The organism is Bacillus sp. ISL-55, assembly GCF_018613155.1.
Taxonomy (GTDB): domain Bacteria; phylum Bacillota; class Bacilli; order Bacillales; family Cytobacillaceae; genus Mesobacillus.
This window is the reverse complement of the sequence record NZ_JAGGQU010000028.1, coordinates 16,951-43,511: the sequence shown is the minus strand read 5'-3', so window position 1 is coordinate 43,511 and position 26,561 is coordinate 16,951. Positions and strand designations below refer to the sequence as shown.

26 protein-coding genes and 1 other annotated feature are annotated in these 26,561 nt (G+C 43.9%); of the genes, 23 read left to right on the top strand and 3 right to left on the bottom strand.

What is annotated here, in order from left to right; genetic code table 11:
* The first annotated feature begins 60 nt into the window (after positions 1 to 60).
* The gene (locus J7E32_RS14265) at positions 61 to 822 is read left to right on the top strand and encodes a tRNA threonylcarbamoyladenosine dehydratase (protein ID WP_214908383.1); all 762 of its coding nucleotides are present in this window, start codon (positions 61 to 63) and stop codon (positions 820 to 822) included.
* A gap of 38 nt (positions 823 to 860) precedes the next feature.
* Here J7E32_RS14265 and J7E32_RS14260 read toward each other — a convergent pair whose 3' ends face one another.
* Positions 861 to 2,138 (bottom strand): replication-associated recombination protein A, encoded by a 1,278-nt coding sequence (locus J7E32_RS14260; RefSeq protein WP_214908380.1) that lies wholly within the window; start codon positions 2,136 to 2,138, stop codon positions 861 to 863.
* Positions 2,139 to 2,352: 214 nt separating this feature from the next.
* On the opposite strand from J7E32_RS14260, the gene cymR reads away from it, so the two are divergent.
* The 5 genes from cymR (at position 2,353) to recD2 (ending at position 8,545) form a co-directional block, all read left to right on the top strand.
* Complete coding sequence (gene cymR, locus J7E32_RS14255) at positions 2,353 to 2,775, top strand: cysteine metabolism transcriptional regulator CymR (RefSeq protein ID WP_041967745.1); 423 nt, start codon at positions 2,353 to 2,355, stop codon at positions 2,773 to 2,775.
* Positions 2,776 to 2,870: 95 nt separating this feature from the next.
* Positions 2,871 to 4,025 carry a cysteine desulfurase family protein gene (locus J7E32_RS14250; RefSeq protein WP_214908378.1) on the top strand — a complete coding sequence of 385 codons (1,155 nt, stop codon included), beginning with the start codon at positions 2,871 to 2,873 and terminating at the stop codon, positions 4,023 to 4,025.
* A gap of 43 nt (positions 4,026 to 4,068) precedes the next feature.
* A complete protein-coding gene (gene mnmA / locus J7E32_RS14245; protein ID WP_214908376.1) occupies positions 4,069 to 5,184 on the top strand; it encodes a tRNA 2-thiouridine(34) synthase MnmA in 1,116 nt (371 codons plus the stop codon).
* A 169-nt stretch (positions 5,185 to 5,353) separates the two neighbouring features.
* Positions 5,354 to 6,013, top strand: a complete 660-nt coding sequence (locus J7E32_RS14240) for a tetratricopeptide repeat protein (RefSeq protein ID WP_214908371.1) — start codon at positions 5,354 to 5,356, stop codon at positions 6,011 to 6,013.
* An 81-nt stretch (positions 6,014 to 6,094) separates the two neighbouring features.
* Positions 6,095 to 8,545, top strand: coding sequence for an SF1B family DNA helicase RecD2 (gene recD2, locus J7E32_RS14235; protein WP_214908366.1), 2,451 nt, complete (start codon positions 6,095 to 6,097; stop codon positions 8,543 to 8,545).
* Between the two features lie 53 nt (positions 8,546 to 8,598).
* On the opposite strand, the gene J7E32_RS14230 is transcribed toward recD2, so the two are convergent.
* A complete protein-coding gene (locus J7E32_RS14230) occupies positions 8,599 to 9,609 on the bottom strand; it encodes a LysM peptidoglycan-binding domain-containing protein (RefSeq protein WP_214908364.1) in 1,011 nt (336 codons plus the stop codon).
* 103 nt (positions 9,610 to 9,712) lie between these two features.
* On the opposite strand from J7E32_RS14230, the gene J7E32_RS14225 reads away from it, so the two are divergent.
* The 16 genes from J7E32_RS14225 (at position 9,713) to J7E32_RS14150 (ending at position 24,783) form a co-directional block, all read left to right on the top strand.
* Entirely contained in the window at positions 9,713 to 10,264 is a 552-nt protein-coding gene (locus tag J7E32_RS14225; RefSeq protein WP_353654051.1) for a PRC-barrel domain-containing protein, read from the top strand.
* A gap of 9 nt (positions 10,265 to 10,273) precedes the next feature.
* The gene (locus J7E32_RS14220; protein ID WP_214908358.1) at positions 10,274 to 10,465 is read left to right on the top strand and encodes a hypothetical protein; all 192 of its coding nucleotides are present in this window, start codon (positions 10,274 to 10,276) and stop codon (positions 10,463 to 10,465) included.
* 33 nt (positions 10,466 to 10,498) lie between these two features.
* Positions 10,499 to 10,624 (top strand): YrzQ family protein, encoded by a 126-nt coding sequence (locus J7E32_RS14215; RefSeq protein WP_286183257.1) that lies wholly within the window; start codon positions 10,499 to 10,501, stop codon positions 10,622 to 10,624.
* Between the two features lie 296 nt (positions 10,625 to 10,920).
* Positions 10,921 to 12,000: an AI-2E family transporter gene (locus J7E32_RS14210; protein WP_214908355.1), complete on the top strand. Its 1,080-nt coding sequence runs from the start codon at positions 10,921 to 10,923 to the stop codon at positions 11,998 to 12,000.
* 64 nt (positions 12,001 to 12,064) lie between these two features.
* Positions 12,065 to 12,276, top strand: a binding site (T-box leader).
* Between the two features lie 75 nt (positions 12,277 to 12,351).
* On the top strand, positions 12,352 to 14,985 hold the full coding sequence (alaS, locus tag J7E32_RS14205; protein WP_214908353.1) for an alanine--tRNA ligase: 2,634 nt from the start codon (positions 12,352 to 12,354) through the stop codon (positions 14,983 to 14,985).
* 79 nt (positions 14,986 to 15,064) lie between these two features.
* Positions 15,065 to 15,334 carry an IreB family regulatory phosphoprotein gene (locus J7E32_RS14200; protein WP_023627198.1) on the top strand — a complete coding sequence of 90 codons (270 nt, stop codon included), beginning with the start codon at positions 15,065 to 15,067 and terminating at the stop codon, positions 15,332 to 15,334.
* Entirely contained in the window at positions 15,335 to 15,751 is a 417-nt protein-coding gene (ruvX, locus tag J7E32_RS14195; protein WP_214908351.1) for a Holliday junction resolvase RuvX, read from the top strand.
* A gap of 15 nt (positions 15,752 to 15,766) precedes the next feature.
* Entirely contained in the window at positions 15,767 to 16,054 is a 288-nt protein-coding gene (locus J7E32_RS14190) for a DUF1292 domain-containing protein (RefSeq protein ID WP_214908345.1), read from the top strand.
* A 477-nt stretch (positions 16,055 to 16,531) separates the two neighbouring features.
* Positions 16,532 to 17,674, top strand: a complete 1,143-nt coding sequence (gene mltG / locus J7E32_RS14185; protein WP_214908343.1) for an endolytic transglycosylase MltG — start codon at positions 16,532 to 16,534, stop codon at positions 17,672 to 17,674.
* A 300-nt stretch (positions 17,675 to 17,974) separates the two neighbouring features.
* Complete coding sequence (locus J7E32_RS14180; protein WP_214908335.1) at positions 17,975 to 18,613, top strand: O-methyltransferase; 639 nt, start codon at positions 17,975 to 17,977, stop codon at positions 18,611 to 18,613.
* Between the two features lie 5 nt (positions 18,614 to 18,618).
* The gene (locus J7E32_RS14175) at positions 18,619 to 19,548 is read left to right on the top strand and encodes a peptidase U32 family protein (RefSeq protein ID WP_214908333.1); all 930 of its coding nucleotides are present in this window, start codon (positions 18,619 to 18,621) and stop codon (positions 19,546 to 19,548) included.
* Between the two features lie 27 nt (positions 19,549 to 19,575).
* Positions 19,576 to 20,844 carry a peptidase U32 family protein gene (locus J7E32_RS14170; RefSeq protein WP_214908332.1) on the top strand — a complete coding sequence of 423 codons (1,269 nt, stop codon included), beginning with the start codon at positions 19,576 to 19,578 and terminating at the stop codon, positions 20,842 to 20,844.
* Between the two features lie 4 nt (positions 20,845 to 20,848).
* A complete protein-coding gene (udk, locus tag J7E32_RS14165) occupies positions 20,849 to 21,484 on the top strand; it encodes a uridine kinase (RefSeq protein WP_214908330.1) in 636 nt (211 codons plus the stop codon).
* A gap of 207 nt (positions 21,485 to 21,691) precedes the next feature.
* Complete coding sequence (gene greA / locus J7E32_RS14160; protein ID WP_214908329.1) at positions 21,692 to 22,168, top strand: transcription elongation factor GreA; 477 nt, start codon at positions 21,692 to 21,694, stop codon at positions 22,166 to 22,168.
* A 55-nt stretch (positions 22,169 to 22,223) separates the two neighbouring features.
* The gene (locus J7E32_RS14155) at positions 22,224 to 24,005 is read left to right on the top strand and encodes a peptidoglycan D,D-transpeptidase FtsI family protein (protein WP_483297610.1); all 1,782 of its coding nucleotides are present in this window, start codon (positions 22,224 to 22,226) and stop codon (positions 24,003 to 24,005) included.
* 85 nt (positions 24,006 to 24,090) lie between these two features.
* Complete coding sequence (locus tag J7E32_RS14150) at positions 24,091 to 24,783, top strand: DUF1510 family protein (RefSeq protein WP_214908325.1); 693 nt, start codon at positions 24,091 to 24,093, stop codon at positions 24,781 to 24,783.
* A gap of 34 nt (positions 24,784 to 24,817) precedes the next feature.
* Here J7E32_RS14150 and J7E32_RS14145 read toward each other — a convergent pair whose 3' ends face one another.
* On the bottom strand, positions 24,818 to 25,024 hold the full coding sequence (locus tag J7E32_RS14145; RefSeq protein ID WP_214908317.1) for a YrzA family protein: 207 nt from the start codon (positions 25,022 to 25,024) through the stop codon (positions 24,818 to 24,820).
* Positions 25,025 to 25,212: 188 nt separating this feature from the next.
* Here J7E32_RS14145 and J7E32_RS14140 point away from each other — a divergent pair, with 188 nt between their 5' ends.
* Entirely contained in the window at positions 25,213 to 26,508 is a 1,296-nt protein-coding gene (locus J7E32_RS14140) for an amidohydrolase family protein (RefSeq protein ID WP_214908315.1), read from the top strand.
* The last annotated feature ends 53 nt before the right edge of the window (positions 26,509 to 26,561 follow it).

The window sequence follows — 26,561 nt, the reverse complement described above, 5'->3', positions numbered from 1 at the left end:
TGTTATATTCAAAAGCGGGTATAGATAGTAACATCAATCTTATATTTGGAGTGAGTCTGGATGCTTCATCAATTTTCTCGTAATGAATTGGCCATCGGCAAGGAAGGCCTTGATATAATGAAAAATAGTACTGTCGCAGTTTTAGGAATTGGCGGGGTCGGTTCTTTTGCGGCAGAGGCTTTAGCTAGATCAGGTGTTGGCAAGCTGATTCTGATTGACAAGGATGATGTCGATATCACCAACGTTAATCGCCAGCTTATTGCTCTTCTTTCGACTGTCGGCAAGCAGAAGGTAGAAGTGATGCGTGACAGGATCATGGATATTAATCCTGAATGCGAAGTCATTGCATTAAAAATGTTCTATACAGAAGAAACATATGAAGAGATTTTTGGTTACGACCTGGATTTTATTGTGGATGCTTCTGATACAATCTCTTATAAAATCCATCTGATCAAGGAGTCCATTAAGCGTGAAATCCCAATGATCTCAAGCATGGGTGCAGCTAATAAAATGGATCCAACGCGGTTCCAGATTGCTGATATTTTCAAGACGCATACTGATCCTCTCGCGAAGGTCATTCGTACTCGGTTACGCAAAGAAGGAATCAAAAAAGGAATTCCGGTTGTTTTTTCAGATGAAAGCCCGATTGTGATCCGAGAAGATGTGCGTAAAGAGGTCGGCAATGAAAATGCCGAAATCCGGAAGGCGAAAATGCCGCCATCTTCAAACGCGTTTGTTCCGTCTGTAGCTGGGCTCATTATGGCAAGCTATGTTGTCAGGGAATTGTTAAAAGACATTGAAATAGAGCGTGTAAATAGCTGAAAAAGCGGCAAGGACCACCATCATGATGGTCCTGCCGCTTATTTTTTATTGTTGCCTGTAATTTTTTCATAGATCGCCGCAATGGCCTGTTCGAATTTTCCGGTCTTCTTTGGCTTGTAATATACTTTATTTTTAATCCTGTCCGGGAGATACTGCTGCTTGACCCACCCGCCTTCATAATCATGCGGATATAAATAATCAACGCCTCTTCCCAGGTCTTTCGCACCTTTATAATGGGCATCCTTTAGATGGTCGGGAACTTCACCGCTGATGCCGGAACGGATGTCAGCCAGTGCGGAATCAAGCGCAACATAAGCAGAATTGGACTTTGGGGACAGACAAAGTTCAATTACCGCATTCGCCAGCGGAATCCTTGCTTCCGGAAAGCCAACCCGCTCAGCAGCCTCAATAGCTGCCAGCGTCCGTTGTCCTGCCTGCGGGCTTGCCAGTCCAATATCTTCATAGGCAATGACAAGGAGTCTTCGGTTGATGCTGACCAGGTCGCCAGCTTCTATCAATCTGCCAAGATAGTGGAGCGCAGCATTCACATCACTGCCCCTGATGGATTTTTGGAAACCTGACAGCACGTCATAATGTGCGTCGCCGTCTTTATCATGTGTGAGGCTTTTTTTCTGCATGCACTCTTCGGCTGCAGATTCATCAATATGGATGATCCCATTTCCATCTGGTTCGGTAGACAGCACAGCTAGTTCAAGAGCGTTCAGGGAGCTTCTCACATCTCCGCCGGAAGCAGTAGCGAAATGGGTGAGTGCTTCCTCTGTAATTTCAATATTTAAGTTTCCCAGGCCTCGTTCTTCATCCTCAATCGCTCTGCGTAAAGCAGCTTTTATATCATAAGGTTCAAGCGGCTTGAGTTCGAAAATTTGGCACCTTGACCTGATGGCGGGGTTGATCGCGTGATATGGATTGCTTGTGGTCGCCCCAATCAAGACAATCATCCCATTCTCGAGGTATGGCAGCAGGAAGTCCTGCTTCGCTTTATCAAGGCGGTGAACCTCATCGAGAAGCAGGATGACCTTCCCTGACATTTTCGCTTCAGCGGCGACTACTTCCATATCTTTTTTATTATTGGTAACAGCGTTCAGAGTCCTGAACGCGAAATTCGTGCTTCCTGCAATAGCGCTGGCAATGGAGGTTTTTCCTATTCCAGGCGGTCCGTAAAGAATCATCGATGACAATTGCTTTGCCTTGACCATTCGATTGATAATTTTCCCTTCAGCTACAAGATGCGACTGGCCAATCACTTCCTCAATCGTCCGCGGCCGCATTCTGAAAGCAAGAGGTTTAAGATTCATGCTCATCGCTCCAATAACGCATATTTCGTATATATACAATAACACGAACGAGGGACTTGCGCATGGTCCACGCAATTTGTGCTATAATTGCAAAAGCCTACCTATTGACTGAGGATTTTGATAGTATTTATAGTGAGAGAATGCCATATGGGGCATTATGAATATATCTGAAAAAAACAGCTAACCTTTAAGAAAATTTGAATAGAGGTGCATTATGAAAATTTCAACGAAAGGGCGCTATGGACTGACGATCATGATCGAGCTGGCCAAGAAATATGGAGAGGGCCCAATATCTCTAAAATCCATTGCGCAAACAAATGATTTATCAGAGCATTACCTGGAGCAACTGGTTGCGCCGCTAAGGAATGCCGGCCTGGTAAAAAGCATCAGGGGAGCATATGGCGGCTACATTCTCAGTTCAGAACCGTCAACCATCTCGGCCGGGGACATCATCCGAGTCCTGGAAGGCCCAATAAGCATTGTTGAGGGTATAGAGGACGAGGAACCAGCCAAGCGTGAACTCTGGACACGAATCAGGGACGCGGTCAAGGACGTACTCGATAATACGACAATCGAAGACCTCGCCAATCATTCAGACAACTTTGGCGAGTCAGACGCTTATATGTTTTATATTTAGGTTTTCTTCGTAAATCTTGTTGCCTGCACACCCCATTATTAATGGGAAGCATTAACGGTAATTTTTAAAAAATCTTCTGAAAAGAGGGTAAGACTTTGGAAAGAATCTATTTGGACCATGCAGCTACTACACCAATGCATCCAGAAGTCCTCGCTGAAATGGTCAAGGTAATGGAAGCGGAATTCGGCAACCCTTCAAGCATCCATCATTTCGGTCGAGAGGCCAGGAAAATCCTCGATGATACCCGCGATGAACTGGCGAAAAGCATTGGGACGAAGGGGAACAATATCATTTTTACGAGCGGCGGCACTGAAGCAGATAATCTGGCTATTATCGGTTATGCCGTAAATAATCGCTCAAAGGGGCAGCATATCATCACGACTCAGATTGAACACCATGCTGTCCTGCATAGCTGTGAGGAATTGGAGAAACGAGGGTTTGAGGTCACATATCTGCCAGTGGATGAGAATGGCCAGATCTCCATGGAATCATTCAAAGAGGCATTACGTGATGATACGATCCTTGTGACGATCATGTACGGAAACAATGAGGTGGGCGCGATCCAGCCTATCCGAGAGATTGGTGAAATGCTAGCTGATCATCAAGCTGTTTTCCATACAGACGCTGTCCAGGCTTATGGCATAGAGAAACTGGATGTCGAGGAACTTAAGGTTGATTTGCTTTCTGTTTCAGCCCATAAAATCAATGGTCCCAAGGGGATTGGTTTTCTTTATATCCGTGATGGAATCAAGCTGGCGCGTCAGCTTTTCGGCGGCGAACAAGAAAGAAAACGCCGTGCCGGCACCGAGAATGTCGCAGCTATTGCAGGGTTTCGCAAAGCAATTCAGCTATCCCAACAGGAGCTTGAAACAAAACGCAGCTTCTATCATGATTTAAGGAATCTGTTCATCGATAAACTGCAAATGAGCGGAATCTCTTTCCAGCTGAACGGATTGCTTGATAAATCACTCCCTCATATTTTAAACTTAAGCTTTCCGGGCACGAATGTCGAAGCGATGCTTGTGAATCTTGACCTATCTGGAATAGCTGCTTCAAGCGGATCAGCGTGTACTGCGGGTTCAATCGATCCCTCGCATGTTCTTGTCGCAATGTTCGGAAAAGAAGATGATAAGCTGACAAACTCAATCCGGTTCAGCTTCGGCTTACACAATACAAGGGAACAGGTTGAAAAAGCAGCGGAAGATACAGCAAAAATTGTCCAGAGGCTTTCGAAAAATAGCCGGGTTTAAGGATAGAATAAGTTTTATAGGAATAGAAAAGAGGTGAAGCATAATGGAAAAATCACCTAAGGATACAAGAGTGGTGGTAGGGATGTCAGGCGGTGTTGATTCATCGGTTGCTGCGCTCATTTTGAAGGAGCAGGGCTATGATGTGATCGGCATCTTCATGAAAAACTGGGATGACACGGATGAAAACGGAGTCTGCACGGCTACTGAGGATTACGAGGATGTAATCCGCGTCTGCAATCAGATCGGCATTCCATATTATGCGGTCAATTTTGAAAAACAATATTGGGATAAGGTTTTCACTTATTTCCTTGATGAATATAAGGCAGGCAGGACTCCTAACCCGGATGTCATGTGCAACAAGGAAATCAAATTCAAAGCATTCCTTGAGCATGCAATAAATCTTGGGGCGGACTATTTGGCGACAGGCCATTATGCACGAGTCGAAGACCGGGACGGGGAACGCAAAATGCTTCGCGGTCTTGATGAGAATAAGGACCAGACTTATTTCTTGAACCAGTTGAGCCAAAGCCAGATTGAAAAAGTTTTGTTTCCGATCGGGAATCTGGAAAAATCCCGAGTCAGGGAGCTTGCAAAAGAAGCGGATCTTGCCACGGCAACCAAAAAAGACAGCACAGGCATCTGCTTCATAGGTGAACGGAATTTCAAGGAGTTCCTTGGGAATTATCTTCCGGCACAGCCGGGCAATATGGAGACAATGAACGGTGAGGTAAAAGGAAAGCATGACGGCCTGATGTATTATACGATCGGCCAGCGCCAGGGTCTGGGCATTGGCGGATCAGGTGAACCTTGGTTTGTTGTCGGGAAAGACCTCGAGCGCAATGTCTTGCTTGTTGAACAAGGCTTCCACAACGAACTGCTTTATTCAGACAGCATCACAGCGGTTAATATCAGCTTTGTATCTGACAATGAGAAGCCTAAGACGTTCGAATGTACAGCAAAATTCCGTTACCGCCAGCCTGATAATGCTGTAACGGTCGAGCTGCAGGATGATGGGACTGCAAAAGTCCTGTTCAAAGAACCAATCCGTGCCGTGACTCCTGGACAGGCTGTCGTTTTCTACGATGGGGAAGAATGTCTTGGCGGAGGTACGATTGATGAAATTTTCAAGAATGGGAACAAACTGACATATGTCGGTTAATCCTGTTAAAATCCCCGGCGGGACAGCTTCGCCGGGGATTGTTTTGGCTTAGGCTCTTTTTTTGCTTTTTTGTGAAAAAATGAACCATCAACCGTTCTGTTGCTGGCTCGAAAAGAGTCTAAATCCTCCCGTATTATGGTATACTTTCATGGAGAATGGAGTGTTAGAAATGGATAAAAACCAGACAGGTATTGAGTTTATGAAAGAAGGCAAATGGGAAGAGGCTGCCAAGGCATTCGCGGAAGCGATTGATGCTCAGCCAAAAGATCCTGTTGCATACATAAATTTCGGAAACGTACTCACCGCAGTTGGTGATACCGAAAAAGCAATGAATTTTTTCGATAAAGCAATTAGCCTTGATGAGAATGCAACTGCAGCATATTACAGCAAGGGCAGCGTTTATTATGATAACGAGAATTTCGAGGATGCCAGAAAAATGTTTGAGCTGGCGATGAAAAAAGGGCTGGACAATGGAGACAACTTTTTCATGCTGGGTATGACCCTTGTACAGATGGGCAGCAACAAGCTTGCTTTGCCATATTTACAGCGCAGCACAGAACTGCTCGAAAATGATGCTGAAGCCAACTTCCAATATGGACTTTGCCTTGCAAGGGAAGGGTTTATTGACGAAGCGATTACAGCTCTAGAATTAGCAGTATCGATGGACCCAGAGCATGCTGATGCCCTCTATAATCTTGGCGTGGCTTATGGCTACAAAGAAAATGGCGAAAAGGCGCTCGAGATGTTCAATCGTGCATTGGAAATCCAGCCAGACCACTTGCTTGCAGGTCACGGCAAGAAATTGATTGAGGACCAAGATACCCATTAATTGAGGCGCTTAATTAATCTTTATTGCGCAATGCGAAACTCATCCTTAATCAAATTGAATTGACGGAAAGGGGGAAGTACTTTGGACAAACAGGACTCGCTTGATTTGTTTTCAGAACAAGGCAAGTTCATGAAGGGAAAGCATCTTGTTACCATATTTCACAATGAACAGAATCTATACACAGTCCTGAGGATCAGGGTTGAGGAAACAAATGAGCAGTACGAGGATAAAGAAGCTGTCATTACAGGGTATTTCCCCCGAATTCATGAACAGGAGACTTATATTTTCTTTGGCGAGGTAAAAGAACACCCTAAGTTCGGCGCACAATTCCATGCGACTCACTTCCGTAAAGACCTGCCGCAGTCAAAGCAAGGGATCATCAGCTACCTTTCCGGTGATCTTTTCAAAGGAATCGGAAAGAAAACAGCAGAGAAAATTGTCGATACACTGGGTGAAAAGGCCATTACGAGGATTATCGAGAACCCGTCTGTTCTTGACCAGATTCCGAAGCTGGCTCCTGAAAAAGCAAAGGAACTTTATGACACTTTAATGGAACATCAGGGCCTTGAACAAGTGATGGTCGCATTGAATGAATATGGCTTTGGTCCTCAGCTGTCGATGAAAATTTATCAAGTATACAAGGAACAGGCGATTGACGTTATTCAGAACAATCCATACAAGCTTGTGGAGGATATCGAAGGCATCGGTTTCGGAAGGGCGGATGAACTGGGCAGCCAGCTCGGGCTGACAGGCAACCATCCAGACCGGATCAAGGCAGCCTGTCTCTATACACTTGAAAATTCAAGCATCCAGGGCGGCCATGTTTTCATGGATGCGGAAGAGCTCCTGGTCGAGGTGAAAAAGCTGCTTGAAGATAATCAGCAGATCGAAATCGAATTTACTGATATCTCGAAGGAAATCATCAAGTTAGGTGAAGAAGGAAAGCTGGTTGCCGAAGAACAGAGAGTTTATTTGCCATCCCTTTATTATTCGGAAAAAGGCCTGGTTGTGAACATTAAAAGAATCCTTGAGCAGACAGAATACGAAAATCAATTTCCTGAATCGGAGTTCCTCCTTGCTCTTGGAAATCTTGAGGAGCGCCTGGGTGTCCAATATGGGCCAAGCCAGAAAGAAGCGATTCAGACAGCGCTTATGTCACCGATGATGATTCTGACCGGTGGGCCCGGCACAGGTAAAACGACGGTCATTAAGGGAATTGTTGAACTTTATGCAGAGCTGCATGGCTGTTCACTGGACCCTAAAGATTACAAAAAAGAAGAACCTTATCCGTTTTTGCTTGCGGCGCCGACTGGTCGTGCAGCAAAGAGGATGACTGAGTCAACCGGTCTGCCTGCCGTGACAATCCATAGACTGTTGCGCTGGAATGGCGAAGGGGGTTTTGATCATAATGAAGACCAGCCTCTTGAAGGAAAGATATTGATAATCGATGAAACCTCTATGGTTGATATATGGCTCGCCCATCAATTATTCAAATCTTTGCCTGACAATATTCAGGTGATCGTGGTGGGAGATGAAGACCAGCTCCCTTCAGTAGGTCCTGGCCAGGTACTGAAGGATCTATTGGATTCTGGCAGGGTCCCGACTGTGAGGCTGACGGATATTTACAGGCAGGCCGAAGGTTCGTCAATAATCGAGCTTGCCCACCAAATCAAAAAAGGCTATCTGCCAAATGATATTTCTGCCCAACAGCCAGACCGTTCTTTTATAAAATGTACGACAAGCCAGATTCCCCAGGTAGTCGAAAAGGTTGTCGCCAATGCTAAGAAAAAAGGGTATTCCCCGAGGAACATCCAGGTGCTGGCGCCGATGTACCGTGGTCCAGCCGGCATTGACCGTCTGAACGAACTGCTGCAGGACCTCTTCAATCCTAATTCTGATGGGACGAGGAAAGAGCTTGCGTTTGGTGATGTGAAATATCGTATCGGGGATAAGGTCCTTCAGCTAGTCAATCAGCCGGAAGCCAATGTGTTCAATGGGGACATGGGTGAGGTTGTCGCGATCTTTTATGCAAAGGAAAACACGGAGAAGCAAGATCAGCTGATTGTTTCCTTTGACGGCATAGAAGTTACCTATAATCGGGCGGACCTGTCGCAAATCACTCACGCTTATTGCTGTTCCGTGCATAAATCCCAGGGTAGTGAATTTCCAATCGTCGTCCTTCCAGTGGTAAAAAGCTACTTCAGAATGCTGCGCAGGAATCTGATTTATACAGCAATCACCAGGAGCAAGCAATTCCTCATACTTGTTGGGGAAGAAGAAGCACTAAAAATGGGGATTGAACGCGGTGAAGATACCGAAAGGAATACAACACTTGTTAAGAAGCTTGTTCATTTACTGCCCGAATTGCAGGATGAATCGCGTACAAAGGAACAGTATGAAAATAAACACCAAAACGAAGATAGTTCCGGCAAAGATGAAAAAATGGACTATATTGAAATCATTAAAACCGCTGACCCGATGATCGGTATGGACGATCTGACTCCTTATGATTTTATGGAGGAAGGCAGCTAGTATTGAAATGAAGAACCCGCGTACTCGTTACGCGGGTTCTTGCCTGCTCACCTTTACCTTAAGCTAGCGGATATTTCCTGCATTTTTTTATTCACCAAAGGAAAAAAATGATTCTTAGCATCTGTTGTGGAATTTCCGCCGAAAAATCCTGTTCCAGGGCAAGTTTTGACCGCGTGGCCTTCTCCTTCATCCAGTACTCTTTCACCTGAATTGATATCCCACCAATGGTGATAGGTGATACTGTCAACAGATGGAGTAAGACCGAATTTCATCATAAGCAATGCTGAGACCGTAAGGATAGTTTCCCTTTGCTCTGCAGTCATCTGGTTATTGCCAGCATCGAAATTCCCCACATTCTCTATTGCAATTGCATCTGCTTCAATCTCTTCCATCACCGATTCATTCAGCAGTCCAAACGAACCTTCAGGAGGAGTGTTAAATGATCTTCCTACAGCTACCTTTCCATCCGGAAAAGTCGTCAATTGCTGGCTGATTGTGCTCCACTTCATGGAATTAACATGATAGTCTTCCATTCCCTTTAATAAGGTAAAGTGATTGGAACCATTAAATTGCTGGTACGATGGCTGATAGGTATGATGCTGCTGGATCTTGCCTATTTTTCGAGTGAAAAGGTGATTGAATAGCCAGTCCTTAAATTCCTCCCTTGTCATGAGCACAAATTGCCCCTGCATGGAGAGTCTTTTAGGAGGTATCCGTAAAATTTGGCCTACGTAAATCATATTTGTGCTCAGATTATTAGCGGTTTTAATTGACTGTACGGTGGAATTGAAAGTGACTGACAGCTTCCATAATGTGTCCCCTGGTACGACTTCGTACATAATCGGTACTCTTAACTTCTGCCCAACTAAAATTAAATCCGACTGCAGACCGTTAATGAGTTTAATGTCTTCAACAGATGTCCGGTAAGTAGCAGCGATTTTCCATAAATAATCCCCTGGCTTAACTTCATAAGTATTCCTCGGATGATTGGCAGCAGAACCAATCCCAACATTCATTAAAACTAAACTTAAACTGAACAATAGTACAGAGATGCGTTTTTTCATGATGTTAATTCCTTTCATTCTGAGTTCGAATGGCCCTGTACTTAGTGTGCAAAACCATCAAAGAATTACACCGTATTTTAATAAATATTTGTCTTGTCATCGAATGGAAATCCTTACACCACATGATTTTAGCGAAGCGGTGGAAACTAATATTGTTCGGGAAAGGCGGGACACACTTTTGCGGACATTTTCACTTTTAAAGGGACTGCCTGTATATGAATTGGTGAGTGGACAAAAACTGGGCGAAGTTTGTGATGTGAGCATTTCTGGCAATGGAAGCGTAGTAGGCTTACTTGTAAAAAAGGGTGCATTCATCAAGAAAACGTTTCAGGTGAAGGTGGATCAGGTTTCAGCCTTTGGTGAAGATGGAGTCATGGTGAAAGACAAATCAGCCTTGGAGCGATTGGAGGCAGAGCCTGAATATACATTCGAGCATAATGAGAGCCTTGCTGGGAAAAAGCTTCTTTCAAAAGAAGGTGAGCAGCTTGGCTTGCTGGAGGATGTATATTTTATGGAAGAATTGGGCACGATTGTAGGGTACGAATTAACGGATGGCTTTTTTTCGGATATCGCGAATGGAAAGCGTGTCATAAAGACCACTGGTCCGCCTGCAATCGGAAAGGATGCCATCGTCGTCACTGTCAAATCGAGATGAGGTGTCCTTATGTTAAGTTGTCCCAATTGCAAAAGCAAGGATATCGGTAAAATTGGAATTAACCAATATTACTGCTGGAATTGCTTCATCGAACTGTCTCTGAATAAAGGCTTGATCCATACCCATCAAGTCGAAGAAGATGGAACATTGAGCTCACTTGATGATTTATTTGAAGAAGATCAACGTCAATACGGCATGTAAAATAAATCAAAGAGGTGAAGCACATTGAATAAAATGTTAACCTCCGTTATCGCTTTTGGCGCTGGTATGGCAGCTTACAATTATGCTTCCAGCAACAATATGATGTCTGGAAGGAAAATGAAGAAGCTTGGCAAGAAAATGACGAAAGCTTTATTTTAATATGCTGAGACAATCTAAACGACAAACCCCTGTAATTTTTTTTGCAGGGGTTTTTTATGTAGCTGGAAAAAAACGCTTGAAATTACCATTTCGCTATAAAAAATCGATTTTCGCTATAATAATGAAATATTCGCTATAAAAACCTATTTTTCGCTATAAAAATGAGATTATCGCTATAAAAATCAGAATTTCGCTATAAAAACAAAAGACGCTTTTGTAAAAACTCCTACCAAGGCCAAAAATGTATAATCCACCTCCTTTTTTTCAAGAATAAACAGGAAGGAGGCCGAAAATCGATGAATATCCAGATGAAATGGTATTACCGGCTTGGATTTCTTCTCCTTTTATTCATTGTTCTTTACGTATTTATCAAATTGCAGTCCATATGGGTTCCTTTTTTGGAAGTATTACTTTCACTGCTTGTGCCTTTTTCCGTGGCTGCGTTCATTACATATTTACTGCATCCTATTGTTGAAGCTCTTCACCAAAAAGGACTTCATCGCGGAGTTTCTATCTTGATCATCTATATTTTGTTCTTTGGCGGAGCCGGCTTTGCTTTTTATAAAGGGATACCAGCGCTGATCCACCAGCTGGGGGACCTTGCGGAAAATGCTCCGTATTTCGCCGAGCAGTATAAACAAATGGTCAATAACATTGTTGACCAGACTTCGACATGGCCGGCAGGTATCCACGAAAGAATCGAAGATGGAATTAATCGGATGGAGCAATGGCTTGATGGTGTGCTCGCAGGTACGATGACATTCCTGATGGATATGATTAATTCTATTCTTACGATTGCCGTGATCCCGTTTATTGCTTTTTACATGCTGAAGGATTTCGATGTCATGAAAAAAGCGGCATGGTATCTCACCCCGCGTCAGTGGAGACAGCCGGGCACTAAGTTCCTGCATGAAGTCGATAAATCGCTAGGGAGCTATATTCGCGGGCAGCTGCTTATTTGTCTAATCATTGGCGTCCTTTCCTCCTTGTTTTTTTGGATGGCGGGCATCAAGTATTCACTGCTGTTAGGAGCGATTGTTGGGATCACGAATGTGATTCCATATTTCGGGCCGATCATTGGAGCGATTCCGGCTGTAATCATTGCTGCGACAATGTCGGTGAAGATGGTGCTTCTTTCACTCGTGATTGTGTTCTCGCTTCAGTTCCTCGAGGGAAATATCCTCTCCCCGCTGATTGTCGGCAAAAGCCTGCATATGCATCCGCTGATGATTATGTTTGCACTGCTGGCTGGGGAAGAAGTTGGCGGCATCCTTGGATTGATTCTTGCTGTTCCTGTCCTGGTCGTATTAAGGGCGGCATTGATTCACGCAAAAGACCATATCATACTTGAAAGAAAGAAAGAGCGTCCATCATAATTTTTGCCAAGTCGTTTGACAAAGTGCAAGGAGCTATATATAATTCGGCTATAGATTAATAATTCGAAAAATGTAGAAGGAACGAGTATGTTATAGACCATCGTCCAGAGAGGGATTCCCAGGCTGAGAGAATTCCCGATGAAGGATAACAGAAAGCTATTCCGGAGTGCAGGCAAAACCTGCCGTAGCAGCTGCGTTAAAGCGTTTTTGAGAGATGGGCGCACGTTTTTGTGTCCATAATCAGGGTGGTACCGCGAGCAAGCTCTCGTCCCTGTCCAGGGATGAGGGCTTTTTTTGTTGCCTAAAATCCCTGAAAGCTTAAATTTCAATTGGGTTTAGGAGGTTAGTTTTATGAAAAAACTGACAGGTGCTGAAATCAGAAGAATGTATCTTGATTATTTTAAGGAGAAAGGCCACGCAATCGAACCGAGTGCGTCGCTTGTACCACATGATGATCCTTCCCTGCTTTGGATCAACAGCGGTGTTGCAACATTGAAAAAGTATTTTGACGGTCGTGTGATTCCTGCAAACCCGCGGATCACAAACGCGCAGAAATCAATCCGTACGAACGATATCGAAAACGTCGGCAAGACAGCACGCCACCATACGTTTTTTGAAATGCTCGGAAACTTCTCGATTGGCGATTATTTCAAGGTAGAAGCAATTGAATTCGCATGGGAGTTCCTTACGGATGAAAAATGGATCGGTTTTGATCCGGAAAAGCTTTCCGTGACTATTCACCCTGAAGACGATGAAGCTTTCACTATCTGGAGAGAGAAAGTCGGTGTACCAGAAGAGCGCATTATCCGCCTTGAGGGGAACTTCTGGGATATCGGTGAAGGTCCAAGTGGGCCTAACACGGAAATCTTCTATGACAGAGGACCTGAATACGGCAATGACCCTGAAGATCCGGAATTATATCCTGGAGGGGAAAATGACCGTTATTTAGAAGTCTGGAACCTTGTGTTCTCTGAATTTAACCATAATCCTGACGGAACTTACACTCCGCTGCCAAAGAAGAACATCGATACAGGCATGGGACTTGAGCGTATGGCATCTGTTGTCCAGGACGTTCCGACTAACTTTGAAACGGATTTGTTCATGCCGATCATCAATGCGACTGAAGAAATCTCCGGTGAAAAATACGGACAGTCCAAAGAAAAGGATGAAGCGTTCAAAGTCATTGCTGATCACATCCGTACGGTCGCATTTGCTGTCGGTGACGGTGCGCTTCCATCAAACGAAGGCCGCGGTTATGTACTTCGCAGATTGCTTCGACGCGCTGTTCGTTATGCGAAAAAACTGAACATCAACCGTCCATTTATGTACGAGCTTGTGCCGGTGGTCGGTGAAATCATGCATGACTTCTATCCTGAGGTAAAAGAAAAGACAGACTTTATCCAGAAGGTTATCAAAAACGAAGAAGACCGCTTCCATGAAACGCTTCATGAAGGACTTGCGATTCTATCTGAGTTGATCAAGAAGGAAAAGGAAAAAGGCAGCGGCATGGTCCAGGGCGAGGATGTCTTCCGCCTTTATGACACATACGGATTCCCGGTGGAATTAACAGAAGAGTATGCTGAAGAAGAAGGCCTTAAAGTCGACCATGCAGGATTTGAAAAAGAAATGGAGCTGCAGCGTGAAAGAGCTCGTGCTGCACGACAAGATGTAGGTTCCATGCAGGTGCAAGGTGGCATTCTAGGTGACATCAAAGAAAGCAGCGAATTCGTAGGTTATGATAATTTTGAAACAAACAGCAAGATTGTTGCATTAGTCAAGGAAGGCGAGCTTGTAGAGGAAGCGAAAGCAGGCGATGAGGTTCATTTCATCCTTGATACGACACCTTTCTATGCAGAAAGCGGCGGCCAGATTGCTGATAAGGGAACAATTGAAGCGAATGGCGTGAAGCTATCAGTCAAGGATGTAAAGAAAGCTCCAAACGGACAAAACCTTCACCATGCAGTGGTAGAAGAAGGGACAGTAACGAAGGGCCTTGAAGTGACAGCGAAAGTTAACCAGGATAACCGTGCGAGAATCATCAAGAACCATACTGCAACACACTTGCTGCACCAGGCGTTGAAGGATGTTCTGGGAGGTCACGTAAACCAGGCAGGATCGCTGGTCGAGCCTGATCGATTGCGTTTTGACTTCTCTCATTTTGGTCAGGTGACTGCTGAGGAGCTTGAGCAAGTAGAAGCAATCGTCAACGAAAAAATCTGGAGAAGCATTCAGGTTGAGACTAGTTTCAAGCCGATTGCTGAAGCAAAATCAATGGGCGCAATGGCACTGTTCGGCGAAAAATACGGCGATATCGTCCGCGTCGTAAAAGTCGGCGACTACAGCCTTGAACTTTGTGGAGGCTGCCATGTTCCTAACACTTCTGTCATCGGACTATTTAAAATTGTTTCCGAGAGCGGTATTGGTGCAGGAACAAGAAGAATTGAAGCCGTAACAGGCGAAGCAGCTTACACAGTGCTCAATGACCAGATCAGTATTCTGAAGGACGCAGCATCTAAATTGAAGACGTCTCCAAAAGAAGTAGCGAACAGAATTGATTCCATGCTTGTAGAAATGAAGCAGCTTCAGCGTGAAAATGAATCTCTTTCCGCAAAATTGGGTAATATTGAAGCAGGAAGCCTTACTTCCAAGGTCAAAGAAGTCAATGGTGTCCAGTTGCTGGCAGCACGCGTTCAGGCTGCAGATATGAACAGCCTTCGTAATATGGCTGATGACTTGAAGCAAAAGCTAGGTTCAGCTGTCATCCTGCTTGGCATGACCGATGGCAGCAAAGTGAATCTGATTGCTGCAGTGACAGATGATTTGATCAAACAAGGATACCAGGCTGGAAAACTGATCAAGGAAGCAGCGGCAATTTGCGGCGGAGGCGGCGGAGGCCGTCCGGATATGGCCCAGGCTGGCGGGAAGGACCCATCAAAACTCGACAATGCGCTTCAATTTGCCGAAGAATGGGTAAAATCAATTTGATATAAAAGTAAAGTAGTGTAGAATGAAGGTAACTTGAAGAAAATTTTACCGGCTATTTTTTGAAAGAGAGGTGCATTCGATGAGCTCGTTTGACAAGACGATGAGATTTAATTTTCCCGAAGAGCCTTTTGAGCATGACGCCAATGAAGTCCTTCTGCAGGTGTATGAAGCACTGCAGGAAAAGGGATATAACCCGATCAACCAGATTGTCGGTTATTTGCTCTCTGGCGACCCGGCCTACATTCCCCGCCATCGGGATGCCCGCAATATTATCCGTAAGCTGGAGCGCGATGAAATTATCGAGGAACTGGTCAAATCCTATTTAAGGAACCACCGAGAGGGGAAATAAATGCGTACGATGGGACTGGATGTCGGTTCAAAAACAGTCGGCATTGCGCTGAGCGATGAACTGGGATGGACTGCTCAGGGACTTGAAACATTGAAAATCAACGAAGATGAAAATGTGTTTGGTTTCGATGAATTAGGTAAAATAATAAAAGAGTACGAAGTCGACAAAGTTGTCGTCGGGCTGCCTAAAAACATGAACGGCAGTATTGGGCCACGCGGAGAAGCGAGCCAATTCTATGCCCGTGAATTGGAGGAAAGGTTCGGCGTTTCTGTCATCCTCTGGGACGAGCGTCTGACGACAGTGGCTGCAGAGCGGGTTTTGCTCGAGGCAGACATGAGCCGCAAAAAAAGAAAAAAGGTCATTGATAAAATGGCCGCAATGATGATTTTACAAGGCTATTTAAACAGCCAAAATTAAATTGAGGTGACTACAATGGATCACGGCGAAAACAACATTACAGTAGTAGACGAAAACGGCAACGAACAGCTATGCGAAGTACTTTTCACATTTGACTCTGATGAATTTGGCAAGTCATATGTGCTTTACTACCCAGTAGGTGCAGAGGATAGCGATGACGAAGAAATTGAAATCCACGCATCAGCATTCACACCGTCAGAAGACAACGAAGATGGCGAACTAATGCCAATCGAAACTGACGCAGAATGGGACATGATCGAAGAAATGCTAGAAACCTTCCTTGCAGAGCAAGACGAAGAATAGAACAACACATTAGGACCAGGCGAATGATGCCTGGTCCTTTATTTTTTTTGGTAAATCTATTGACCAAACAGAGGGGATATTCCTTGAAAAGTGTCCGATAGGAGGGCTCTATCGGACAAACAGGGTGCAGAATCTCAGGAAAGTGTCCGATAGGAAGGCTCTATCGGACAAACAGAGAGGAGAATCTTTGGGAAATGTCCGATAGAAGGGCTTTATCGGCCAAACAGGGTGCAGAATCTCAGGAAAGTGTCCGATAGATCATCTATATTGACCTCCATACCAGCCCCTCCCCGAAAAAGGCACCGCCTTCTGTTCTCACACCTTTTACTAGCACTGTCGAAATTTTGGTTTATTTGTCGCTAGTGGTATTTTTTCGTAATTATTTGCAAATAGAAATAAAAAATATAGTATAATGGTTCGAGATGTGAAAATAGAGAGTATCCAGGAAATTAACATTGTTAACTGGAGGGGGAAGTTATGTCTGACGAAAAAAATAATAAACAAGATAAAAAGAAGTTGATTGCTGAGAGATTGGTTGAACAGCAAAAGGAAGCAAGAATTGTCAGGAAGATTGTTTTCATCACGGCGATCGTCGGTATCCTGCTCATCGGGGCAGTTGGCGGAGGCGGATATTATTATATTAAAGAAGCCCTTAAGCCGGTAGATGCATCCAGCGAGAAGACGATTGATGTCAACATCCCGATTGGCTCCTCTACTACAGGAATTGGAAAGATATTGGAGGAGAATGGTGTAATTCGGGATGCTAGGGTCTTCAAATACTATGTGAAATTTAAAAATGAAGCAGGTTTTATGGCCGGCGATTACAAAATGAATCCGTCCATGACCATCCCGGAAATAATTTCGAGCTTGAAAACTGGTAAAGTCATGCAGGAAGTGGTCATGAAAATTACCATTCCTGAAGGAAAGCAGCTGAAGCAAATCGCTGGAATTATCGCGGAGAAGACACAGCAAAACGAAGAAGAGATTTTCAAACAGCTGAACGATAAAGAGTTCATCACGAATATGATGGGAAGATATCCAGACGTTCTGACGGAGGACATTTTAAAAGAAAATGTAAAGTATCCGCTAGAGGGCTATCTGTTCCCGGCAACTTATCCTTTCTATTCTGAAAAGCCGACGGTCGAGGAAATCGTAACTGTCATGCTTACTAAGACTAAGGAAGTTCTCGGTGAATTCAGAGGCCAGATGGAAGAAAAAGAAATGACGACGCATGAACTGATGACGATGGCATCACTCATTGAAGAAGAAGCGACTGAAAAAGCTGACCGCGATAAAATCGCTAGCGTTTTCTATAATCGCCTGGAAGACGGCATGATGCTGCAAACAGACCCTACTGTTCTATATGCGCACGGAGAACATAAAGACCGGGTGTTTTACAAGGATCTTGAAATTGATGACCCTTATAATACCTATAAAATCCAGGGTTTGCCGCCAGGCCCAATCGCCAATCCGGGGGTAATGTCGATTGAAGCCGCCCTGGCACCTGCCGACACGGATGATATGTATTTCATTGCAACGTCTACTGGAGATGTGCTCTTCTCTAAAACTCTTGCGGAACATAATCGCAAAGTGAATGAACATATCACAAACAAAAAATAACAGTAATTTAAAGGGAAATGCAGAATGATTAGCATTTCCCTTCTTATTGTGATAAAATAATACAAGTGTTTTTTTGTAGTAATATTACTGTCTAGTGTGTGCTCTCGGGTGGGAGCTCTGATTCATTTGATAGCGTGTATTACAGAAGTAGGAGTTGCGGCTTTAGCTTATGAACCTGTAGGGCAGCATGGCCTGATGGTGTCCTCTCTTAACCTGTGAACGCTATTTTTTTCATGCTCTGACAGTCATTCTTATACCTACTCTGGCTAAAAGATAGCCTTTGAATAGAGGTGATGCAGCTTGCTTAGTCAAGAGCTGCAAAATTATATAGATTCTTTAATACATCCCAGGAATGGCCTCCTTGCTGAGATGGAGCAATATGCAGACAAAAATGGAGTCCCGATCATGGAGCCCTCAGGAATTGAAACTATGCTTCAGCTTTTGAGGATCCAGCAGCCAGAAGCGATTCTGGAAGTAGGGACGGCAATTGGCTATTCTGCTCTAAGGATGGCATTCGCCCTGCCGCAAACAAAGATTGTCACTTTGGAACGTGATGAGGAACGCTTTAAGCTTGCAGTTGATTTTATCAAGAGGGCAGAAATGCAGCAGCGGATCATCCCGATCAGTGGAGATGCGCTGGAGCTGGAAGACGAAGTCGCCGGCCATGGCCCCTTTGACGCCATTTTTATTGATGCAGCCAAAGGGCAGTATAGGCGCTTTTTTGAAATGTACTCTAGGTATTTAAAGCCGGGAGGAATGATCATTACGGATAATGTCCTATTTAAAGGGCTTGTATATAATCAGGAAGCGGATAGCAGGAGATTACGCAGCCTGGTAAAAAAAATAGACGAATTCAACCGCTGGCTTGCAGCCAATCAGGAGTATGATACTGTCATCCTGCCGATAGGCGATGGTATAGCGGTTAGTAAGAAGAGGTGAACGGAATGAATAAACCTGAATTATTGGTAACTCCAAAGAGTGTTGAGGATATTATTCCACTGGCAGAAGCAGGAGCAGATGCTTTCTTGATTGGTGAACAGAAATTCGGTCTGCGCCTTGCTGGCGAGTTTAGCCGTGAGGACGTAAAGCAGGCAATCGAACTGGCACACTCAAAGGGCAAGAAAGTATATGTCGCGATGAATGCTTTGTTCCACAATGAAAAAATTGATTTGCTTGGTGAGTATCTTACATTCCTTAAGGATGTCAATGCGGATGGAGTCACTTTTGGCGACCCGGCAGTATTGATGGCTGCAAAGGAATATACACCGGATATGAAGCTTCATTGGAGCACGGAAACAACAGGCACGAACTGGTATACTTGCAACTATTGGGGCAGAAAAGGTGCAAAACGCGCCGTTCTTGCAAGGGAAATCAATATGGATGCCATTGTTGAAATCAAGGGAAATGCTGAGGTTGAAATTGAGGTACAGGTTCATGGAATGATGAACATGTTCCAGTCTAAACGACCATTGCTTGGACATTACTTTGAATATCAAGGCAAGGCGCTGGAAGTTGAGAACCGCAAACAAGAGCGCAATATGTTCCTTCACGATAAAGAGCGTGAGAATAAGTATCCTATTTTCGAGGATGAAAATGGCACTCATATCATGAGTCCTAACGATATTTGCATTATTGATGAACTAACGGAGCTTGTGGAAGCTGGAGTCGATTCTTTTAAAATTGACGGCATCCTGAAGAGCCCTGAATATATTCTTGAAATCACCAAGCTTTACCGCAAAGCCATTGATCTGGCTATTGAGGATCCAGACCAGTACGACGAAGAAAAAGACGGATTGCTGGAAGCAGCTGAAGAACTGCAACCTCCAAACCGCCCGCTGGACACAGGATTCTTTTTCAAAGAGACGGTTTATTAAAAGTAAGAACTATGAGGAGGTTGCGTAATGGCAGCAGTAGCAGATAAAATCTCGCAAATTGTTGACGGGAAGCGTGTCATCGTGAAAAAGCCAGAACTGCTTGCGCCGGCCGGAAATCTTGAGAAATTGAAGATTGCCGTCCAGTATGGTGCGGATGCCGTTTTTATTGGCGGACAAGAGTATGGCCTGCGCTCGAACGCAGATAATTTCACTTTTGAGGAAATGAAGGAAGGCGTTGAATTCGCCAAGAAATACGATGCGAAAATCTATGTAACAACAAACATTTTTGCCCACAATGAAAATATCGATGGTCTTGAAGACTATCTATTAGGCTTGAAGGGAGCAGGCGTTCACGGCATCATCGTCGCTGATCCTCTGATCATCGAAACATGCCGCAGGGTCGCTCCAGAGATTGAAGTCCACCTGAGCACACAGCAATCCCTTTCAAACTGGAAAGCTGTCCAGTTCTGGAAGGAAGAAGGACTTGAGCGTGTCGTTCTTGCTCGTGAGACAAGTGCAGATGAAATCAAGGAAATGAAGGAAAAAGTAGATATCGAAATCGAAACCTTCATCCATGGCGCAATGTGTATCGCCTACTCAGGCCGCTGTACATTGAGCAATCACATGACAGCACGTGATTCCAACCGCGGCGGCTGCTGTCAGTCTTGCCGCTGGGACTATGACTTGTATACACTTGAAGGAAATGAAGAAAATGCCTTGTTTGCTGAAGGTGATTCTCCATTTGCGATGAGCCCAAAGGATCTTAAGCTGATCGAATCGATTCCACGCATGATCGAGCTTGGAATAGACAGCTTGAAAATTGAAGGCCGCATGAAATCAATCCACTATATTGCGACTGTAGTCAGCGTATACCGCAAAGTGATTGATGCTTATTGCGAAGATCCTGAGAACTTTGTCATCAAGCAGGAATGGCTTGAAGAATTGGACAAATGTGCGAATCGTGAGACAGCAACTGCCTTCTTTGAGGGAGTTCCTGGGTATAAAGAGCAAATGTTTGGAAACCATAGCAAAAAGACAACTTTCGATTTTGCCGGACTTGTGCTTGATTACGATGCTGATACGCAAATGGTAACACTTCAGCAAAGGAACTACTTCAAGCCAGGCGACGAGGTTGAATTCTTTGGTCCAGAAATCGAAAACTTCACTCATGTCGTTGAGAAGATTTGGGATGAAGATGGCAATGAACTTGATGTTGCCCGCCATCCATTGCAAATCGTCAAGTTCAAGATGGACAAGCCTGTCTACCCAAATAACATGATGCGGAAGGAGAAGTAAATAAATGGACCGCAAACCTGTTGTAATTGGTGTAGCCGGCGGCTCCGGCTCAGGAAAGACTAGTGTAACTAAAGCGATTTACGATAGCTTTAAGAGCCAATCAATCCTGATGATTGAACAAGACTACTATTATAAAGACCAAAGCCATCTGCCAATGGAAGAGCGTTTAAAGACAAATTATGACCATCCGCTGGCATTTGACAATGACCTTTTGATCGAACATATCCAAAAGCTGCTTCGTCATGAGGCGATTGATAAGCCAGTTTATGATTATGCTATCCACACAAGGTCCAGCGAGGTTATCCATGTTGAACCAAAAGATGTAATCATTCTTGAAGGAATCCTGATCCTTGAAGATGAGAGACTTCGCGACTTGATGGATATCAAGCTCTATGTTGATACAGATGCAGATTTGCGGATTATCCGCAGGCTGCTGCGTGACATTAAGGAGCGGGGCCGTTCAATGGACTCTGTCATCGAACAATATGTGAATGTTGTCAGGCCGATGCATAACCAGTTCATTGAACCAACCAAGCGTTATGCACATGTGATTATCCCAGAAGGAGGCCACAACCATGTGGCGATTGACCTGATGGTAACAAAAATTCAAACAATTCTTGAACAAAAATCATTTTTGTGACACAATAGCATAGATAATATGGACATGGAAGTACTTGCAAAAAGTGCTTCCTTTTGTCCAATGAATAGCAAATGGTCCGTTCCGGTCCTATTTAAAAACGCGCGCCCTGGTAAAGGGTGCGCTCCTGTATATTTTTCAGGTTACATAATATAATATTACACAATCTATTTTTTGGGGAATTGTGAAGACTAGAAGGAGTGAAGTATTTTGGCTACAGAAAAAGTTTTTCCTATGACACAGGCAGGAAAAGAAAAGCTGGAACAAGAATTGGAACAATTAAAAACAGTAAAGCGTAAAGAAGTTGTTGAGAGAATCAAGATCGCCCGCAGCTTTGGCGACCTTTCTGAGAACTCTGAGTATGATTCAGCAAAAGAAGAGCAAGCCTTTGTTGAAGGCCGTATTACGACTCTTGAAAATATGATTCGCAATGCAAAGATCATCCAGGAAGATGAAGTAAGCAAAGATGCAGTCAGCCTTGGCCGCACAGTAACGTTTGTCGAACTTCCTGATGGCGATGAAGAATCCTATACAATCGTGGGAAGCGCAGAAGCTGACCCGTTTGAGGGCAAAATTTCGAACGACTCTCCGATTGCCAAAAGCTTGATGGGCAAGAAAGTTGGAGATGAAGTGACTGTCCAGACTCCTGGCGGTGAGATGAACGTTCGTATCACGACAATTAAGTAAATACCTTATGTTTGAAATATCAGCACCTCGTCAACACTTTTGACGAGGTGTTTTTTTGATGAAAAAGAGAATGGTCGCGCTAATCTTCATTTGCATAGCTGCCATTGGTCTGCTGATGTTACGGCTGGCCCAGCTGCAATTATTTGATACTGAATCCTTTTCAAAGCATGAAATCAATTTAATTGAAGCGAGTGTCAAGCAAAGGTCACAGGAAATGGTCGTTGACAATGGCAGAGGGAATTTCCTTGACAGGACAGGAGCACCTCTATCCTATGAAACTTCGTCTGTTCTTGTCTTGTTTCCATTTTTAAAGAAAATGGACTGGGAAGCTGACAAAGTCGCAAGGACGATCGGTGTATCTGTATATTCTTTGAAAACTGCAGTGGAAAAGTCCAAGGAACCATTCGCCTACGGTGACCCGGATCCGGTGATCTTGACAAAGAGCCAGATGGACATCATAAATGAGATGGAAATTCCAGGTGTATTTGCTGTTGAACGAAAGTATCCATTGGCGAGTGTGCCGGCTGCCCAGCTTCTCGGTATTATTGGAGAGAATGAATCGCTTCTTAAATCAAGGTATGGGGAAAAAGATTTATTGCCAAGGACTTTGATCGGTATCTCAGGACTGGAGAAAAGCTTTGACGAATTTCTGGTTGCAGAGGGAAAATCCAAGCTGGTTTATCATGTCGACGGAGCTGGGGCGCCACTATTCGGAATCAATGTAAAATACATAGATCCAGCAAATCCATTTTATCCAATCAATCTGCAGACATCGATAGACAAAGATCTGCAGATAATCCTTGAGGAAAAAGTAGACGAGCATAACATCAACAAAGGCGGCGTCGTGCTGCTGGATATTGAAACGAACAGCATACTGGCAATGGTTTCAAGACCGGACATCAACCGTGTAAATCCTTTTAATGATGAAGGAACAGAAAATATGATGGTCAAGCAGCATATACCCGGTTCTGTCTTTAAAACAGTTGTTGCTGCAGCAGCAATTGACCATGGGCTCGATGATCCAGCCCGGAAGTTCGATTGCAGCAAGACGATCCGCGGGGATCCAGACTTGAAATATGACCATGGAATGCTCAATTTCACTGATAGCTTTGCAGTGAGCTGCAACAGGACTTTTGGGGAGATAGCGCGGGAACTGCAGGAGAAGGATCCAAAAATGCTCGAAAAATACGCAGAAATGCTATCCATCACTGGCGGTGCAGGATGGAAGGGTGACATTTTCCATCTGGAAGATTTCGAACAGATACAGGATGAAGAAAAGGGACGGGTATTTTTATCAGATGAAGCGAGGAAGGATCGGAATTTTTCAGCCTTATCAGGTATTGGACAGCACGAAGTGAGGGTGTCTCCTCTCGCTGTCGCGAACATGATGGCTACGATCGCCAGAGGAGGAGAAAAAGACATGGTCAGGGCCGTTTTCTCCATCCAGTACCAAAATGGCGCTAAAATGACTGAATTTCCTAAACAGAAGCTAGAAGGGGAAAAAATCTCACCATTTACAGCTATGAAGCTACAAAAGCTCTTGCGAGAGGTCGTATTGAATGAAGAAGGGACGGGGAGATGGTTCAGGGACTTGCCATATGCGGTGGCAGGAAAGTCCGGGACTGCCGAAACCGGAATATACAAAGAAGACAAGCAATTGCACAATAAATGGTTCGCTGGATATTTTCCCTATGAAAACCCTAAGTATGCGCTTGTGACTGTCAACCTAGGAGTCCTGGAGAATGAAGGCGGGGTGAATCCTCTTTTTGCAGATATAGTAAAAGAGGTCTATGAATTTAACCATGGAAACCTGGAGGAAGGTCCTAAAAACGATTGAAACAGCATTAGATGAGTATAAAATCCTTCAAGTTTGACTTAAGTCGTGGTAGAATGTTGACAACCTTATAAGGGAGGGAAAGATCTTGAAGCACGATTATGACAACCTAAATGAGGGGACACGTTCAGGAAAAAGATCCAAGCGCAGAAAAACGAACCTTATTTTAAATAGCTTAATTGTTGTCGTTATTTTGTTAATTGGAATTGTCTCTTTTAACATTTTTTTCAGCAATGATGAAGGGGCAGCCGACCAGAACGATGTTGCGGCAGAGAAAGATTCCGCAGCCCCTTCAGGAAACAAAGATGACAGCGAAGATACAGGCAAAAAGAATGACCTTAAAGATTCTGATAAAAAAGACGATAGTGCAGCAGAAGATACCGAGTCTGAAGAAACAGATGAGGAATCTGCAGAGGATGAGGAGTTGGGTGAACCAAACGTCACTGAAGGCGGCAGCGATGCCAATGTCAAGCAGACGATAGAGAATCCTGAATGGAAGCCGGTAGGAACAACCCAGTCTGGAGAACATAATACCGTTTTCGATCAAAATGCGGTTGATTGGCAGGAAATGATTCTTGCCTATTCCTATGCTACCGGAATTGATAAGAATAATATGACGGTATGGTTTAATGGAAATGGCGGTGCGCCTAATACCGCGGTAGGAACCATCTCTGAAAAGGGAAGTGACCAGACGTACAGAGTTTGGATTGAATGGGTGGAAGGCGAAGGCTGGAAGCCGGTGAAAGTAGAAGAATTGATTGAGAATGATCAGAAGAGATAATGTGATTTATTAAGAGGGGCTCAAGTGGGCCCCTTTATTTTTTGGCTTTGAAGTGGACAACAGCTGAATAGAACAGCCTTCCTTTTTCATCTAAATGCATTTGATGTGATACATGATGGACAGCCAGCATGATCGCCTTATTAATTTCAATCTGTTTATTTATTTTTTGTTCCAGGGTCTTCAAATCGATAGCTTCAAAAAATTCAACCTTATCTTCAATTAAATCAAATTGAAAATTCATTAAATCAGCTCCCTTTATTTAGTTCTGTTAAAATAGTCTCTGTAGTGCTTTACAAATAAAAATAGCAAATTCTCTATAAAAATAAAACATTTTTTGATAAATTAAAACGATAGGCATATTTCAACGTTTTACACCGAATTCTAGTTAGTACAAATATACTCAAGTGTTTTTACATAGGAGAGATTAATATGGCAAGAAAGTTATTATATAACGGGACCATTGTTACGAGTAACACAAATAATGAAGTGATTGAAAATGGTGCTATTGGCATTGAAGATGGAAAAATCATTTATGTGGGAGCAACACCTGAAGATTTTTCCTCTTATGATGAAAAAGTTGATTTAAAAGGCAATATTCTCCTTCCAGGCCTGGTCAATACGCATGGACACACACCAATGTCTTTGCTGAGAGGGTATGCAGATGATTTGCATTTGCAAACATGGCTGGAAGAAAAAATTTGGCCGCTTGAAGCAAAATACACTCCTGAGCACGCAAAATGGGGCGCGAAACTTTCCATCATTGAAATGATCCGCACAGGCACAACGACTTTTGTTGATATGTATGACAATATGGATGAGATCGCAAATGCGGTTGATGAAGCAGGAATACGTGGAGTACTGTGCCGGGGTGTGATTGGCTTTGGTTCGGATGAGCTTCGACAAAGTAAGCTTAAGGAAGCGGCGGACTTTGCGAAAAGCTGGAATAATGGAGCTGGCGGCCGTATAACGACTATGCTGTCACCGCATTCTCCTTATACTTGCTCACCTGAGTACATTTCACAAATCATTGATAAATCAGTCGAACTGAATGTACCTCTGCATACTCATATGTCTGAAACGAAATTTGAGGTAGAAAAGAATATCGAAGAATTTGGTGCAACACCAGTAGTGCACCTGAACAACCTTGGTTTTTTTGACCGGCCAGCTTTGGTGGCACATGCTGTCCATGTGAGCGACGAGGATATTGAAATTCTTGCAGAAAAAGATGTGAAAGTATCTCATAATGTGATCAGCAATCTCAAATTGGGCAGCGGAATTGCCCCGATTGGCAAAATGGTCGAAAAGGGAGTTACAGTCAGCCTTGGTACAGATAGCGTCGCTTCAAACAATAACCTTGATTTATTTGAAGAACTGAAAGCTGCGGCAACAATTCATAAAGGGATTGCACAGGACGCAACGGTCATCACCGCTCAGGAAGCTTTAAGGATGGCAACAATCAACGGAGCAAAGTCCCTCTGGCTGGAAGAGCGAATTGGATCTCTTGAAGCAGGAAAAGATGCAGATTTCATTGTCGTGAATTCCAATCAGTCATTCTTTTATCCAAAGCATAATCCAGTATCCCATCTTGTATATTCCGGGTCTGGACGAGATGTAAGGGATGTCTATGTCCAGGGCAAACAAATTCTGGATAATGGGCAGTTCAAAACGATAGATGCAGAAAAAGTACTTTATGAAGCAGATCGAATTTCAAAGCTTCTTTCATAGGAATTCTAAATAAAGTCCGAAAGTCTGGAAAAAATAGCTGAACGGTAAAATCA